General features: G+C 60.1%; 14 protein-coding genes. 10 read left to right on the top strand and 4 right to left on the bottom strand.

The window, feature by feature from the left end; all coding sequences use genetic code 11:
• The first annotated feature begins 10 nt into the window (after positions 1–10).
• The 9 genes from HU730_RS06130 to pdeM all read left to right on the top strand — a co-directional run bounded on the left by HU730_RS06130 (position 11) and on the right by pdeM (position 10,470).
• Positions 11–1,015 carry a ligase-associated DNA damage response exonuclease gene (locus tag HU730_RS06130; protein WP_054897985.1) on the top strand — a complete coding sequence of 335 codons (1,005 nt, stop codon included), beginning with the start codon at positions 11–13 and terminating at the stop codon, positions 1,013–1,015.
• Complete coding sequence (locus HU730_RS06135; RefSeq protein ID WP_060764375.1) at positions 1,012–2,646, top strand: ATP-dependent DNA ligase; 1,635 nt, start codon at positions 1,012–1,014, stop codon at positions 2,644–2,646. The genes HU730_RS06130 and HU730_RS06135 overlap by 4 nt, the downstream gene beginning before the upstream one ends.
• Before the next feature lie 309 nt (positions 2,647–2,955).
• On the top strand, positions 2,956–3,735 hold the full coding sequence (locus HU730_RS06140) for a transporter substrate-binding domain-containing protein (protein ID WP_060764371.1): 780 nt from the start codon (positions 2,956–2,958) through the stop codon (positions 3,733–3,735).
• A 57-nt stretch (positions 3,736–3,792) separates the two neighbouring features.
• The gene (locus tag HU730_RS06145) at positions 3,793–4,521 is read left to right on the top strand and encodes an ABC transporter permease (protein WP_186526521.1); all 729 of its coding nucleotides are present in this window, start codon (positions 3,793–3,795) and stop codon (positions 4,519–4,521) included.
• Positions 4,518–5,228, top strand: coding sequence for an ABC transporter permease (locus tag HU730_RS06150; RefSeq protein ID WP_054917884.1), 711 nt, complete (start codon positions 4,518–4,520; stop codon positions 5,226–5,228). The genes HU730_RS06145 and HU730_RS06150 overlap by 4 nt, the downstream gene beginning before the upstream one ends.
• 9 nt (positions 5,229–5,237) lie before the next feature.
• Positions 5,238–6,344, top strand: coding sequence for a succinylglutamate desuccinylase/aspartoacylase family protein (locus HU730_RS06155; RefSeq protein WP_186526520.1), 1,107 nt, complete (start codon positions 5,238–5,240; stop codon positions 6,342–6,344).
• 13 nt (positions 6,345–6,357) lie between these two features.
• Positions 6,358–7,122: an ATP-binding cassette domain-containing protein gene (locus HU730_RS06160; RefSeq protein WP_034126849.1), complete on the top strand. Its 765-nt coding sequence runs from the start codon at positions 6,358–6,360 to the stop codon at positions 7,120–7,122.
• 217 nt (positions 7,123–7,339) lie between these two features.
• Positions 7,340–9,820: a ligase-associated DNA damage response DEXH box helicase gene (locus HU730_RS06165; protein ID WP_096144481.1), complete on the top strand. Its 2,481-nt coding sequence runs from the start codon at positions 7,340–7,342 to the stop codon at positions 9,818–9,820.
• The gene (gene pdeM / locus HU730_RS06170) at positions 9,820–10,470 is read left to right on the top strand and encodes a ligase-associated DNA damage response endonuclease PdeM (protein WP_186526519.1); all 651 of its coding nucleotides are present in this window, start codon (positions 9,820–9,822) and stop codon (positions 10,468–10,470) included. Before HU730_RS06165 ends, pdeM begins: the two co-directional genes overlap by 1 nt.
• A gap of 23 nt (positions 10,471–10,493) precedes the next feature.
• Here the strand turns inward: pdeM and HU730_RS06175 are convergent, their stop codons facing one another.
• Positions 10,494–10,691: a hypothetical protein gene (locus HU730_RS06175; RefSeq protein WP_005785769.1), complete on the bottom strand. Its 198-nt coding sequence runs from the start codon at positions 10,689–10,691 to the stop codon at positions 10,494–10,496.
• Between the two features lie 108 nt (positions 10,692–10,799).
• Entirely contained in the window at positions 10,800–11,366 is a 567-nt protein-coding gene (gene dcd / locus HU730_RS06180) for a dCTP deaminase (RefSeq protein ID WP_003189215.1), read from the bottom strand.
• Positions 11,367–11,754: 388 nt separating this feature from the next.
• On the opposite strand from dcd, the gene HU730_RS06185 reads away from it, so the two are divergent.
• Entirely contained in the window at positions 11,755–11,964 is a 210-nt protein-coding gene (locus HU730_RS06185; protein ID WP_002554837.1) for a cold-shock protein, read from the top strand.
• Positions 11,965–12,285: 321 nt separating this feature from the next.
• On the opposite strand, the gene rpoS is transcribed toward HU730_RS06185, so the two are convergent.
• Both rpoS and HU730_RS06195 read right to left on the bottom strand, forming a co-directional pair.
• The gene (rpoS, locus tag HU730_RS06190; protein WP_034126846.1) at positions 12,286–13,293 is read right to left on the bottom strand and encodes an RNA polymerase sigma factor RpoS; all 1,008 of its coding nucleotides are present in this window, start codon (positions 13,291–13,293) and stop codon (positions 12,286–12,288) included.
• Between the two features lie 106 nt (positions 13,294–13,399).
• Positions 13,400–14,236: a peptidoglycan DD-metalloendopeptidase family protein gene (locus tag HU730_RS06195; RefSeq protein WP_003189213.1), complete on the bottom strand. Its 837-nt coding sequence runs from the start codon at positions 14,234–14,236 to the stop codon at positions 13,400–13,402.
• Between the last annotated feature and the right edge of the window lie 116 nt (positions 14,237–14,352).

Genomic DNA, 14,352 nt, shown 5'->3' on the forward strand with positions numbered 1-14,352 from the left:
CGGCACCCCCATGGACCTTGTCATCGCCCGCCCCGAAGGCCTCTACTGCCCTGCCGGTGATTTTTATATCGACCCCTGGCGTCCAGTGGAACGTGCGGTCATCACCCACGCCCACGGCGACCACGCCCGCACCGGCAATCAACACTACCTGGCCGCCGCCCCCGGCGAAGGTATCCTGCGCTGGCGCCTGGGCCAGGACATCAACCTGCAAACCCTGGCCTACGGTGAACGGTTGGTGCATCACGGCGTGACTTTGAGTTTTCATCCCGCCGGGCATGTACTGGGCTCGGCCCAGGTACGCCTGGAATACCAGGGCGAGGTCTGGGTGGCGTCCGGCGACTACAAGGTCGAACCCGATGGTACCTGCGCGCCCTTCGAACCGGTGCGTTGCCACACCTTTATCACCGAATCCACCTTCGGCCTGCCGATTTACCGCTGGCAGCCCCAGGCGCAGATTTTTGCCGGGATCAATGACTGGTGGCAGGCCAATATCGCCAGCGGCAAAGCCAGCGTGTTGTTCTGCTACTCCTTCGGCAAGGCCCAACGCATCCTCCATGGGCTGGACGCCAGCATCGGCCCGATCCTCAGCCACGGCGCGGTCGAGCCGTTGAACCGGGTGTACCGCGAAGCGGGCATCTACATCCCCGAGACCCTGTATGCCGGCGACTTCAAAAAGACCGACCCACTGCTGCGCCAAGCCCTGATCATCGCCCCGCCCTCCGCTGGAGGCAGTACCTGGATGCGCCGCTTTGGCGACTACAGCGACGCCTTCGCCAGCGGCTGGATGCGCCTGCGCGGTACCAGACGGCGGCGCGGCGTGGACCGTGGCTTCGTGCTCTCGGACCACGCCGACTGGCCGGGCCTGTTATGGGCCATCGAACAAACCGGCGCGCAACGGGTGATGGTCACCCATGGTTCGGTCGGTGTGTTGGTACGCCACCTGCGGGAAAAGGGCTTGGATGCCCAAGGCTTCAGCACCGAATACGGTGATGACGAAGAAGAGGCCACGGCATGAAAGCCTTCGCTGAGCTGTACGCTAACCTCGACGCCACCACTTCCAGCAATGCCAAGCTCGCCGCCCTGCAGGCCTACTTTCTGCAGGCGCCGCCAGCAGATGCCGCTTGGGCCGTTTACTTTCTTAGCGGCGGGAGGCCACGACAGCTGGTGCCGACGCGCCTGCTACGGGACATGGCCACCGAAGCGGCCGGCATCGAACCCTGGCTGTTCGAAGAGAGCTACCAGTCCGTAGGTGACCTGGCCGAGACGATCTCACTGCTCCTGCCAGAATCCACCTACACATCCGAAGACGGCCTGGCCGTGTGGCTGGAAGAAAAACTGCTGCCCCTGCGCGGTCTGCCACCCTTGGACCTTGCAGACCGGCTGCCGGCGCTGTGGGCGCAACTGGACCAACCGAGCCTGATGGTGTGCATCAAATTGATCACCGGCAGCTTCCGGGTCGGGGTATCCAAACTGCTGGTGACCCGCGCCCTCGCCGCCATGGCCGATCTCGACAGCAAACGCGTGGCGCAGCGGCTAGTGGGCTACACCGATTTGTCGAACCGTCCCACAGCCGAAGGCTATCTAAAGCTGATTGCCGCCGAATCGTCCGACGAACACGCGCAACGTGGCGGGCAACCCTATCCGTTTTTTCTGGCTCACGGGCTGGCGCAACCGGTGGAGCAATTCGACACGCTGCTCGGTTCACCCGCCGATTGGCAGGTGGAATGGAAGTTTGATGGCATTCGCGCACAACTGGTCAAGCGCGAGGGACGCCTGTGGGTCTGGTCTCGCGGTGAAGAATTGCTGACTGAACGCTTCCCTGAACTCCACAGCCTGGTCAGTGGCCTGCCCGACGGTACGGTGATCGATGGCGAAATCGTGGTGTGGAAAGACTCGGTACAACCCTTCGCGCTGCTGCAACAGCGCATTGGCCGCAAGACCCTGAGTAAAAAAGTCCTTGAGGATGCGCCAGTGGCCGTGCTCGCCTACGACTTGCTGGAGTATCAGGGCGACGACTGGCGCAACCACATCCAGGCCGAACGTCGCACCCAATTGGAACAGGTGATCGCTACGTGCAACCAACCGGTCTTATTGCCTTCGCCCTTGCTGGAAGGCAAGACTTGGGCAGCCTTGGCCGAGCAGCGCGAAGCCTCTCGCAGCCTGGGCGTGGAAGGCATGATGCTCAAGGATCGCAACGGCCTCTACGGCGTGGGCCGCACCAAGGACATGGGCCTTTGGTGGAAATGGAAGGTCGACCCCTTCAGCGTCGACGCCGTGTTGATCTACGCCCAGCGCGGCCATGGCCGGCGCGCCAGCCTCTACAGCGACTACACCTTCGCGGTATGGGACAGCCCACCGGGAAGCGAGCGCACACTGGTGCCGTTCGCCAAGGCGTATTCCGGGCTGACCGACGAGGAAATGCGCAAGGTCGACGCCATTGTGCGCAAAACCACGGTGGAGAAGTTCGGCCCGGTCAGCAGCGTGACGCCGAGCATGGTGTTTGAGTTGGGTTTTGAAGGGATTGCCCTGTCCAAGCGGCACAAGAGCGGGATTGCGGTGCGGTTTCCGCGGATGCTGCGCTGGCGCCAGGACAAGGCGGTGGATGAAGCGGACAACCTGGCCACGCTACAAGACTTGCTAGCCTGATGTAGCCCCTTGTGGGAGCTGGCTTGCCTGCGATAGCGGTGAGTCAGTACCCCATGTAACAACTGACCCACCGCTATCGCAGGCAAGCCAGCTCCCACCTTTTGATCAGCGACAGTTCCACAATGGTGCACTGGAAATTCCATGCCCATTTTTGGGCGCCGCCTACACTTGGAACTGCCTTATCCCATCGTTTAAAAAGCCCATCCGGAACTATGGTGCAGAAATTGCTACTTGTGATGGGTCTGACACCGTTCAGTAACAGTCCTAATCGCGCCACAAGCGCTTATCTTGGTTTCCAGGGATTACATAATGAAAAAAGCATTGCTGACCCTTTCTGCACTGACTCTGTGCATGGCTGCTGGTGTTGCTACAGCCAAGGAATACAAGGAATTGCGTTTTGGTGTCGACCCTTCCTATGCACCGTTCGAATCCAAGGCCGCCGACGGCAGCCTGGTGGGCTTCGATATCGACCTGGGCAATGCGATCTGCGCGGAGCTGAAGGTCAAGTGCAAGTGGGTCGAAAGTGACTTCGACGGCATGATCCCGGGCCTGAAAGCCAATAAATTCGATGGCGTGATTTCGTCGATGACCGTGACCCCCGTGCGCGAGAAGGCGATCGACTTCTCCTCTGAGCTGTTCTCCGGCCCGACTTCGCTGGTGTTCAAGAAAGGCGCTGGCTATTCGACGCCAGAATCTCTCAAGGGCAAATCCGTGGGTTACGAGCAAGGCACCATCCAGGAAGCCTACGCCAAGGCCGTACTGGATAAAGCCGGGGTGACCACCAAGGCTTACGCCAACCAGGACCAGGTGTACGCCGACCTGACCTCCGGGCGCCTCGACGCTTCCGTGCAGGACATGCTCCAAGCCGAACTGGGCTTCCTCAAGTCGCCAGCCGGTGCTGGCTATGAAGTGAGCGCCGCTATCGACGACCCGCTGCTGCCGTCGAAAACCGCCGTCGGTATCAAAAAAGGTAACACTGAACTCAAGGCGCTTTTGGATAAAGGTATCAAAGCGTTACACGATGATGGCACCTACGCCACTATCCAGAAGAAACACTTTGGCGATCTGAACCTGTACAGCGGCAAATAATGCCTGGGGCGCCCTGCTTCGGGTGGGGCGCTTTTTTATCGCCATAGGTCCTGATTTATGTTCGAAGATCTGTTGCAAACCCTCGGGCTGAGCGCATTCAGCTTGAAGGGTTTCGGCCCGCTGTTGCTGCAAGGCACCTGGATGACCATCAAGTTGTCGGTGCTGTCCCTGGCCGTCAGCGTATTGCTGGGCCTGCTCGGCGCCAGCGCCAAACTGTCCAGCCTGGCCATTGTGCGTATCCCCGCCCAGCTCTATACCACTCTGATTCGCGGTGTGCCGGACCTGGTGCTGATGCTGTTGATTTTCTACAGCCTGCAAACCTGGCTCAGTGGCTTTACCGACTTTATGGAATGGGAATACATCGAGATCGACCCGTTCAGCGCCGGGGTGATCACCCTGGGCTTTATCTACGGTGCGTATTTCACCGAAACCTTTCGCGGTGCGATCCTCGCCGTGCCCCGCGGCCAACTCGAAGCCTCCACCGCTTACGGGCTCAAGCGCGGGCAGCGGTTTCGCTACGTGACCTTCCCGCAGATGATGCGCTTTGCGCTGCCGGGCATCGGCAATAACTGGATGGTGATGCTCAAGGCCACCGCACTGGTGTCGATCATCGGCCTCGCAGACTTGGTAAAAGCCGCCCAGGACGCTGGCAAGAGCACCTATCAACTGTTTTATTTCCTGGTGCTGGCGGCGCTGATCTACCTGTTGATCACCAGCGCCTCCAACTTTGTCTTGCGCCGACTTGAACGTCGCTACTCCGCAGGCGCCCGGGAGGCAGTGCGATGATCGAGCTATTGCAGGAATACTGGCGCCCTTTTCTTTACAGCGACGGCCAGCACATCACCGGCCTGGCCATGACCTTGTGGCTGCTCAGCGCCTCATTGGTCATCGGTTTTCTGGTGTCGATTCCACTGTCCATCGCCCGCGTTTCGCGCAAGCGCATGGTGCGTTGGCCCGTGCAGTTCTACACCTACCTGTTTCGTGGCACTCCGCTCTATATCCAATTGCTGATCTGCTACACCGGCATCTACAGCCTTGCCGCCGTACGAGCACAACCGGTGCTGGATGCGTTCTTTCGCGACGCGATGAACTGCACCCTGCTCGCCTTCGCCCTCAACACTTGCGCCTACACCACGGAGATTTTCGCCGGGGCAATCCGCAGCATGGCCCACGGCGAAGTCGAGGCGGCCAAGGCTTACGGCCTCAGTGGCTGGAAGCTGTACGCCTACGTGATCATGCCTTCCGCGTTGCGACGCTCGTTGCCCTACTACAGCAACGAAGTGATCCTGATGCTGCATTCGACCACCGTGGCCTTTACCGCGACGATCCCGGACATCCTCAAAGTGGCGCGGGATGCCAACTCTGCCACCTTCATGACCTTCCAGTCATTTGGCATTGCCGCACTGATCTATCTGACGGTGACCTTTGCCCTGGTCGGCCTGTTTCGCCTGGCGGAACGTCGTTGGCTGGCCTTTCTCGGGCCTAGCCACTAAGGAGCTTGCATGCACCATCAGCTACATGACCTGATCGCACCGGTGCCCGGCACGGCGCGGCAGATCCACAGTTTTCACTTCGGCCCGCAGCAGCCCGAAGGCAAGGTGTACATCCAGTCCTCCCTGCATGCCGATGAATTGCCAGGCATGCTGGTGGCCTGGCATTTAAAGGCGCGCCTGGCAGAACTTGAAGCGACCGGGCGCTTGCGCAGCGAAATCGTGCTGGTGCCCGTCGCCAACCCGGTGGGCCTGGAACAGGTGTTGATGGACATCCCCTTGGGCCGCTACGAACTGGAAAGCGGGCAGAACTTCAATCGCCTGTTTGTCGACCTCAGCGAAGACGTCGGTAACCAGGTCGAAGACCTGCTGGGCGATGATCCGCAGCGCAATGCCCAATTGATCCGCAGCGCCCTGGCCGCGCACACCGCCCAGACCCAGTTGCACTCCCAACGCCTGGTGCTGCAACGCCTGGCCTGTGATGCCGACGTGGTGCTGGACCTGCATTGCGACTTCGAAGCCGTGGCGCACCTGTACACCACGCCCGAAGCCTGGCCACAGGTAGAACCGTTGGCGCGCTACCTGGGCTCGGAGGCCAACTTGTTGGCCACCGATTCCGGTGGGCAGTCTTTTGACGAGTGTTTCACCCTGGTGTGGTGGCAGTTGCAGCAACGCTTCGGCGAACGCTACCCGATCCCCATGGGCAGCTTGTCGGTGACCGTCGAGCTGCGTGGCCAGGGCGATGTCAACCACGGCCTCGCCGCGCTGGACTGCCAGGCCATCATTGATTATTTGATCCACTTCGGCACCATTCGCGGCGATGCAGCCCCCTTGCCTGCCCTGGCCTACCCGGCTACGCCGTTGGCGGCGGTGGAGCCAGTGACCACTGCAGTGGGTGGCTTGCTCGTGTTCAGCGCCCTGCCGGGGGAATACCTGGAGGCGGGGCAATTGGTCGCTGAAATCATCGATCCCATTACAGACCGCGTGACGCCTGTGCACTGCCAGCACGCCGGGCTGCTTTACGCCCGTTCGCTACGCCGCATGGCCACGGCCGGCATGGTGATCTGCCATGTCGCCGGCACACAGGCCTACCGCAGCGGTTATCTACTTTCGCCTTGAGGATGCATGCCACATGTACAAACTGACCGTTGAAGGCCTGCACAAAAGCTATGGCGACAATCAAGTGCTCAAAGGTGTGTCGCTCAAGGCCAAGACCGGTGATGTGATCAGCCTGATCGGCGCCAGTGGCTCAGGCAAGAGTACCTTCCTGCGCTGTATCAACTTTTTGGAAACCCCCAACGATGGCGCCATGACCCTGGACGGCCAGGCGATCCGCATGGTCAGCGACCGCCATGGCATGCGCGTGGCCGACGACGCCGAGTTGCAACGCTTGCGCACACGGCTGGCGATGGTGTTCCAGCACTTCAACTTGTGGAGCCACATGAGCGTGCTGGAAAACATCACCATGGCCCCGCGCCGCGTGCTGGGTTGCAGTAAAAAGGACGCCGAAGACCGTGCCCGCCGCTACCTGGACAAAGTCGGGCTGCCGGCGCGCGTGGCTGATCAATACCCGGCGTTCCTCTCCGGCGGCCAGCAGCAGCGTGTCGCCATCGCCCGCGCCCTGGCCATGGAGCCGGAGGTGATGCTGTTCGATGAACCCACGTCGGCGCTGGACCCGGAGTTGGTGGGCGAAGTTTTGAAGGTGATCCAGGGCCTGGCCGAGGAAGGCCGCACCATGATCATGGTGACCCACGAGATGAGCTTTGCGCGCAAGGTTTCAAGCCAGGTGCTGTTCCTGCACCAGGGCCTGGTGGAGGAGCAGGGCTTGCCGGAGGATGTGCTGGGCAATCCGAAAAGCGAACGCCTGCAACAGTTTCTGAGTGGCAATTTGAAGTAGGAGCGAGCTTGCTGTGGCGAGGGAGCTTGCTCCCGCTGGGGCGCGAAGCGGCCCCCGCTCTTTGCTCAAAAAGACTGGGACTGCTACGCAGTCCAGCGGGAGCATGCTCCCTCGCCACAGGGCAGCGCTTCTGCTTGACTGAATGGCATTAGGCAGTTGAACGTCGGCGCTGCCTCAGGGGTCTTTGAACTAACCCCTCCAGAGCGTCCGCTGCCGCATGGCAAAAAAACCCGACTTCGCCAAGCAATGGTTTGCCACCCAAGGGTGGAAGCCATTCGCCTTTCAGAAAGAGGTATGGGCCGAGGTCAAGGCCGGCCAGTCGGGGTTACTGCATGCCAGCACCGGGGCGGGTAAAACCTATGCCCTCTGGTTTGCCGCCCTCAACCGTTTCGCCATTACCCGCCCGCCCGCCACAGGCAAACGCAAACCACCTGCCGAGCCGCTGACCGTCCTGTGGATCACGCCGATGCGCGCCCTGGCCGCCGACTCCGCACGCGCCCTGCAAGCCCCACTGGAGGCGTTGCAGATTCCCTGGAGCGTGGGCCTGCGCACCGGTGACACCAGCAGCAGTGAACGCGCGCGCCAGACCCGTCGCCAACCCACCGCCCTGGTCACCACCCCGGAAAGCCTGACCCTGATGCTGGCCCGTGCCGACAGTGAAACCAGCCTGGCGCACCTGCGCATGGTCATCGTGGATGAATGGCACGAACTGATCGGCAATAAGCGCGGCGTGCAGTTGCAACTGGCACTGGCACGCTTGCGGCGCTGGCATCCTGAATTGATGGTGTGGGGTATTTCCGCGACGCTGGGTAATCAGGCCCACGCTTTGGAGGTACTGGTCCCACAGGGCGGCGGCATCAATGTACAGGGGCAAACGGCCAAGGCACTGAAGGTCGACACCTTGCTGCCGCCCGTCACCGAGCGCTTTCCCTGGGCAGGGCATATCGGCTTGAAGATGTTGCCGCAAGTGGTCGCCGAGGTAGAGGCCAGCAGCAGTTGCCTGGTATTTACCAACACCCGGGCCCAATCGGAAATCTGGTACCAGGCGATTCTCGACGCCCGACCGGACTGGGCCGGATTAATTGCACTGCACCATGGCTCGCTATCGCGGGAGACCCGGGACTGGGTGGAGCGAGCGTTGAAAGACGGGCAACTCAAAGCGGTGGTGTGCACGTCCAGCCTGGACCTGGGCGTGGACTTCTTGCCGGTGGAACGGGTGCTGCAAATCGGCTCCGCCAAGGGCGTAGCGCGGCTGATGCAACGCGCCGGGCGCTCCGGCCACGCACCAGGGCGGCCCTCACGGGTAACGCTGGTGCCCACCCACAGCCTGGAGCTGGTGGAAGCCGCAGCCGCCCAGGATGCGATCGCCCAACGGCGCATCGAAGCGCGGGAATCACCGTACAAGCCGCTGGATGTGCTGGTACAACACCTGGTCAGCATGGCCTTGGGCGGCGGGTTTACTCCGGCGGCACTGTTGGACGAAGTGCGCGGCGCCTGGGCCTATCGCGACCTCACCGAAGCGGATTGGGCCTGGGCCCTGGGGTTTGTGCGCCATGGTGGCCTGTCACTCACCGCTTATCCGGATTACCGCCGGGTGGAGCCCGATGAGCACGGCATCTGGCGTGTTCCGGATGCCCGCCTGGCACGCCGCCACCGCATGAGCGTGGGCACCATCGTCAGTGATGCCAGTATCCAGCTCAAGTTCTGGAGCAAGGGCGGCGGCGGCAAGAACCTGGGCAGTGTCGAGGAAGGGTTTATTGCAAGGCTCAAGCCGGGGGATGGGTTTCTGTTCGCCGGGCGCTTGCTGGAACTGGTGCGTGTGGAAAACATGACCGCCTATGTGCGCCGCAGCAACGCGAAAAAAGCCGCCGTGCCACGCTGGAATGGCGGGCGCATGCCCCTTTCCAACGAACTGGCCCAGGCGGTGGTCGAGCGTTTTGATGCCGCCGCGCATGGGCACTTCGACGGCCCAGAGATGAAGGCGGTGCAACCGTTGCTGCACACCCAATTGCGCTGGTCCGGCCTGCCGACACGCGAACATCTGCTGGCCGAGAACCTGCGGTCGCGGGAGGGCTGGCACCTGTTTCTGTACCCATTCGCTGGCCGCCAGGTACACCTGGGCCTAGCCAGTTTGCTGGCGTGGCGGGTCAGCCAGCAGCAGCCGCTGACCTTTTCGATTGCGGTGAATGATTATGGCCTGGAACTGTTGAGCGCCACCGAGGTGCAGTGGCCCCAATTGTTGAATACTCGGTTGCTGAGCCCCCAAGGCCTGCTGGCTGACGTAATTGCCAGCCTCAATGCCGGGGAACTGGCCCTGCGCCGCTTTCGCGAGATTGCGCGAATCGCCGGGCTGGTATTTGCCGGGTATCCCGGCGCGCCAAAAAGTACGCGACAAGTGCAGGCTTCCAGTGGTTTGTTCTTTGAAGTGTTCAAGCAATATGACCCACAAAATCTGCTGCTGGCCCAGGCCGGGGAAGAAGTGCTGCGGGACGAGCTGGATATTCGCCGACTGGAACAGACGCTCAATCATCTGTCGACATTGAAGCTAGACCTGCACAGGATCCAGCGGCCCACGCCCCTGGCCTTTCCGCTGCTGGTAGAACGGATGCGCGAAAGCATGAGCTCGGAAAAACTCTCGGAGCGCATCGCGCGGATGGTCAAGGACCTGGAAAAAGTCGCCGACAAAGGGCAAGGCTGATGCATTACCCACTGACGGTTGAAGGCGAAGAACTCTGGCTATTGCCGGACAAGGCCGTGTATTGGCCCGCACGCCGATGCCTGCTGATTGCCGATGCGCATTTTGGCAAGGCTTCGGCCTATCGCAGCCTGGGACAACCGGTGCCACAGGGCACGACTACGGCCAACCTGGAACGCCTGGACAGGCTCGTATCGGCCCTACCGTTCGCGCAGTTGATCTTTCTCGGCGATTTCCTTCACGGTCCCGGCTCTCACGCCAGCGGCACCCTGAACGCAATCAGGGCCTGGCGTGAGCGCAATCGCACATTGGCCTTGACCTTGATTCGCGGCAATCACGACAAAAGCGCCGGCGACCCACCGTTGGATCTGGGCATCGAGGTGATCCCCGAGCCCCTGCTGATGGGCCCTTTCGCCTTGCAACATGAGCCAGACGCCCACGCCAGCCATCATGTACTGGCGGGGCATGTGCATCCGGTGTACCACCTGCGCGGCAAAGGGCGCCAGCGGCTACGCCTGCCGTGCTTCCAGATCGGCACTCAGGTTAGCCTGCTGCCAGCCTTCGGCGCGTTCACAGGGGGTTATGCCGTGGAGCAGGCCCAAGACCAGCGAATCTTTGTGATTGGCGATCACCAGGTCTGGCCGATTCAATGAATCGAGACAAGCCTGCTCAGGTATCAGGCAACGGGCGCGGGTGGCGGCTCGTCCGGTAAGGTCGGCTCACCCGGCTCGGTAGGCTGCGGGTAATCAGGTTCGGGTTGACCAGGGATGCCCCCCGCGTGCGCGGGATTGGCCATCAAGGACCAGGCCAGAACACCAATCTGGTTGGGTTCAAGCCGGGCGAGTTCTGCGCTGATTCGCGGGTCGATCTTCATAGGGTACTCCTCAAGTATGGCCCGACGCGTTTCACACGCGCCGAAGCAGTACACCTAGATAGAGTCACTTTCTGCAGACAAATTCCCTTTACCCGTAGGCGCTTTCGATCAAGCGCGTGGGAGAGTGACGCCGCGCTGGCCCTGATACTTGCCCGCACGGTCCTTGTAGGACACTTCACAGGCCTCATCGGACTGCAGGAACAGCATCTGTGCCACGCCTTCGTTGGCGTAGATTTTCGCCGGCAAGGTCGTGGTGTTGGAGAATTCCAGGGTGACGTGGCCTTCCCACTCAGGCTCAAGCGGCGTGACATTGACGATAATCCCGCAGCGGGCATAGGTGCTTTTACCCAGGCAGATGGTCAGCACGTCGCGAGGAATACGGAAGAACTCCACGGTGCGCGCCAGGGCGAAGGAGTTGGGCGGGATGATGCACACGTCGCTCTTGACGTCGACGAAGCTCTTTTCGTCGAAGTTTTTCGGATCGACGATCGCCGAATTGATGTTGGTGAACACCTTGAATTCATCGGCGCAACGCACGTCGTAGCCATAGCTGGAAACACCGTACGAAATCACGCGCTCGTCGCCTTCGCCACGAATCTGGCGTTCGACGAACGGCTCGATCATGCCGTGTTCCTGCGCCATGCGGCGAATCCACTTGTCCGATTTGATGCTCATGGCGGTGTCCTGAATAGCGAGGCGAAAAAAATCTGTGGGCCATCTTACCGGGGCCGGCGTTGGGGTTCAAAGGCCGCACCGGTTTTCTTGATCAATGCACTGCCAGCTATAAGCCGCAGCCAGCGTGGCCGGGGCCCGGACGGCAGGCGCCCATGACTGTAAATACCACCGCCAGTCACGAAATTAGAGAAACCTTCGGAAATACCATTGGCACGTTCCGGAAAAAGGGTTAAGGTGGCGCCACTGTGCTGCTTGTGTCACTGAGAATCTCTACACGATATGTTGAATTTCGATCCAACCATCTCCAAGAATTTTTCCTGCTCTTTGCACTCAGTCTCGGCCAGGGCTTTTCCTGAGTCGCAGTTAACTTTGTCCAAGGAGATACACCATGTCTAATCGCCAAACTGGTACCGTTAAGTGGTTCAACGATGAAAAAGGCTTCGGCTTCATCACTCCACAATCCGGTGACGACCTGTTCGTTCACTTCAAAGCTATCCAATCCGACGGCTTCAAAAGCCTGAAAGAAGGCCAACAGGTTTCTTTCATCGCTACCCGCGGTCAGAAAGGCATGCAAGCTGAAGAAGTTCAAGTTATCTAACTTGTACTGACTTAGTCGAAAAAACCCCGCCCTTAAAAGCGGGGTTTTTTTATGCCTGAATTTTGGCTGCTCGTTCCCACGCTCCGCGTGGTAATGCTTTTTGTGACGCTCTGCGTCACCCCTGCATGCCCACGCAAAGCGTGGAACGATCAGCACACCGATGTAATGACGGACACAAAAAAATGTGGGAGCGCAGCTGTATGTGGGAGCTGGCTTGCCTTCGATGCTATCGACTCGGTGCACTAGCTATACCGAGTTGATGCTATCGCAGGCAAGCCAGCTCCCACACAAGCCGGCTCCCACATTTTTGTCTTGTGTCGTTTATTGGAACAACGACTCACTCGACAAGCCATTCTTCTCCAGGATCTCGCGCAAGCGCTTGAGGCCCTCTACCTGGATCTGCCGCACCCGCTCACGGGTCAGGCCGATCTCCAGGCCTACATCCTCCAGGGTGCTGCTCTCATGGCCGCGCAGGCCGAAGCGGCGAATCACCACTTCACGCTGCTTGTCCGTGAGCTCTGAGAGCCACTGGTCAATACTTTGGGAAAGATCATCGTCTTGCAGCAGCTCGCAAGGGTCTGTCGGACGATCATCGGTCAGGGTGTCCAGCAGGGTCTTATCCGAATCCGGCCCCAGCGAGACATCGACCGAAGAGACACGCTCGTTAAGGCCCAGCATGCGCTTGACCTCCCCTACCGGTTTTTCCAGCAGGTTGGCGATCTCTTCAGGCGAAGGTTCATGATCGAGTTTTTGCGTCAGCTCACGCGCCGCCCGCAGATAGACATTGAGCTCCTTGACCACATGGATCGGCAAACGGATCGTGCGGGTCTGATTCATGATCGCCCGTTCGATGGTCTGGCGAATCCACCAGGTGGCATAGGTGGAGAAACGGAAGCCCCGCTCAGGGTCGAACTTCTCCACAGCCCGGATCAAGCCCAGGTTGCCCTCCTCGATCAGGTCCAACAGGGACAGCCCACGATTGACGTAGCGTCGGGCGATCTTAACCACCAGGCGCAGGTTGCTTTCAATCATGCGCTTACGCCCAGCCGGATCGCCCTTCTGCGACAGACGCGCAAAATGGACTTCTTCTTCGGGGGTCAACAGAGGGGAAAAGCCGATTTCATTGAGGTACAGCTGGGTCGCATCGAGCGCCCGCGTGTAATCAACGTACTTGTGCTGCTTCAACGCGGCAGCATTTTTGGATTTGGTGCGAACTGAAGGTGGTGATACCCCTTCATTATCTGACATCGTTTCCAAATCGATGCCGGTCTCCATAAGGAGAACCTCATCGTCGATGTCAAACTCCGGCACTTCTTTACTGAGAGCCATTGTTATAGTCCTTTGGTGAGTTCGACCTCAAGCTCAAGCGACGCCTCTATCCTTGGCAACGCTGGAGCCTGTTCCTTCTACGTGAGGGAACAGGCTGTGCAACACATCAACGACGGGGTAGGAATTGCAGCGGATCTACAGGCTTCCCTTGGCGGCGAATCTCAAAGTGCAGTTTCACCCGGTCTGTGCCCGTTGACCCCATTTCGGCAATCGTCTGTCCGACCTTGACCTGCTGCCCCTCCCGAACCAACAACCTGCGGTTATGACCGTAGGCACTGACGTAGGTATCGCTGTGTTTGATGATGACCAGCTCGCCGTAGCCCCGCAAACCACTCCCGGCGTACACCACTGTCCCATCAGACGCAGCTAAAACAGGCTGTCCCAAATCCCCGGCGATATCAATGCCTTTATTCAAACTACCGTTTGAAGAGAATTTTCCAATCAACACTCCGTTTGAAGGCCATCCCCATCCGGTCGGCGCAGGCCCGGCAGGTGGCAACGGCGCGGGTGCCGGCTTGCTCGCAACCGTAGGCGTGGCGCTGCCTGCAGGCCGAGTGATGATGGTGGTCTTGCTCGAGGACGATGGCGAAGAACCCGACTTTGTCACAACTGCCGTAGGTGCAGAACCTGAGCGACCATCGAAACGAATGGTTTGCCCAGGATGGATCGTATACGGCACAGGAATGTTGTTACGGGCGGCCAACGCCTTGTAGTCCCAGCCATAACGGAAGGCAATCGAGAACAGTGTGTCGCCTTTGCGCACCACGTATTGGCCGGTGGTGACCGTAGGTCTCTGGGGGGTTGCGTTGGTACGGTCAACGACCCGCGCACCGCCGGATGGCGTGCTCGAGCAGGCTGCCAATAAGGAACTCAAGACAAGGCCAAGCACCAGTCGCTGAAAGCTTGTTTTACTCATTCGCTGCGCAGGACCTGTGAGACTCACCCGCCGCTCCCTTTGTGGTGGCTGAACGTTAACGCCTGTATCAGGCTTGAAATATGACGCAAGTATAACTGGGCATTGGCTTTTTACTGGCACCTGACTGAAAGGAAAAATTCATC

The sequence above is a fragment of the Pseudomonas sp. SWRI22 genome, from assembly GCF_014268395.2.
Taxonomy (GTDB): Bacteria; Pseudomonadota; Gammaproteobacteria; order Pseudomonadales; family Pseudomonadaceae; genus Aquipseudomonas; species Aquipseudomonas paracarnis.

Coding starts and splice junctions, on each gene's coding strand:
- HU730_RS06130 (WP_054897985.1), top strand. CDS start 11: ATGGACCTTGTCATCGCCCGCCCCGAAGGCCTCTACTGCCCTGCCGGT.
- HU730_RS06150 (WP_054917884.1), top strand. CDS start 4,518: ATGATCGAGCTATTGCAGGAATACTGGCGCCCTTTTCTTTACAGCGAC.
- HU730_RS06175 (WP_005785769.1), bottom strand. CDS start 10,691: ATGAAGATCGACCCGCGAATCAGCGCAGAACTCGCCCGGCTTGAACCC.
- HU730_RS06155 (WP_186526520.1), top strand. CDS start 5,238: ATGCACCATCAGCTACATGACCTGATCGCACCGGTGCCCGGCACGGCG.
- HU730_RS06135 (WP_060764375.1), top strand. CDS start 1,012: ATGAAAGCCTTCGCTGAGCTGTACGCTAACCTCGACGCCACCACTTCC.
- HU730_RS06185 (WP_002554837.1), top strand. CDS start 11,755: ATGTCTAATCGCCAAACTGGTACCGTTAAGTGGTTCAACGATGAAAAA.
- HU730_RS06160 (WP_034126849.1), top strand. CDS start 6,358: ATGTACAAACTGACCGTTGAAGGCCTGCACAAAAGCTATGGCGACAAT.
- pdeM (WP_186526519.1), top strand. CDS start 9,820: ATGCATTACCCACTGACGGTTGAAGGCGAAGAACTCTGGCTATTGCCG.
- rpoS (WP_034126846.1), bottom strand. CDS start 13,293: ATGGCTCTCAGTAAAGAAGTGCCGGAGTTTGACATCGACGATGAGGTT.
- dcd (WP_003189215.1), bottom strand. CDS start 11,366: ATGAGCATCAAATCGGACAAGTGGATTCGCCGCATGGCGCAGGAACAC.
- HU730_RS06145 (WP_186526521.1), top strand. CDS start 3,793: ATGTTCGAAGATCTGTTGCAAACCCTCGGGCTGAGCGCATTCAGCTTG.
- HU730_RS06140 (WP_060764371.1), top strand. CDS start 2,956: ATGAAAAAAGCATTGCTGACCCTTTCTGCACTGACTCTGTGCATGGCT.
- HU730_RS06165 (WP_096144481.1), top strand. CDS start 7,340: ATGGCAAAAAAACCCGACTTCGCCAAGCAATGGTTTGCCACCCAAGGG.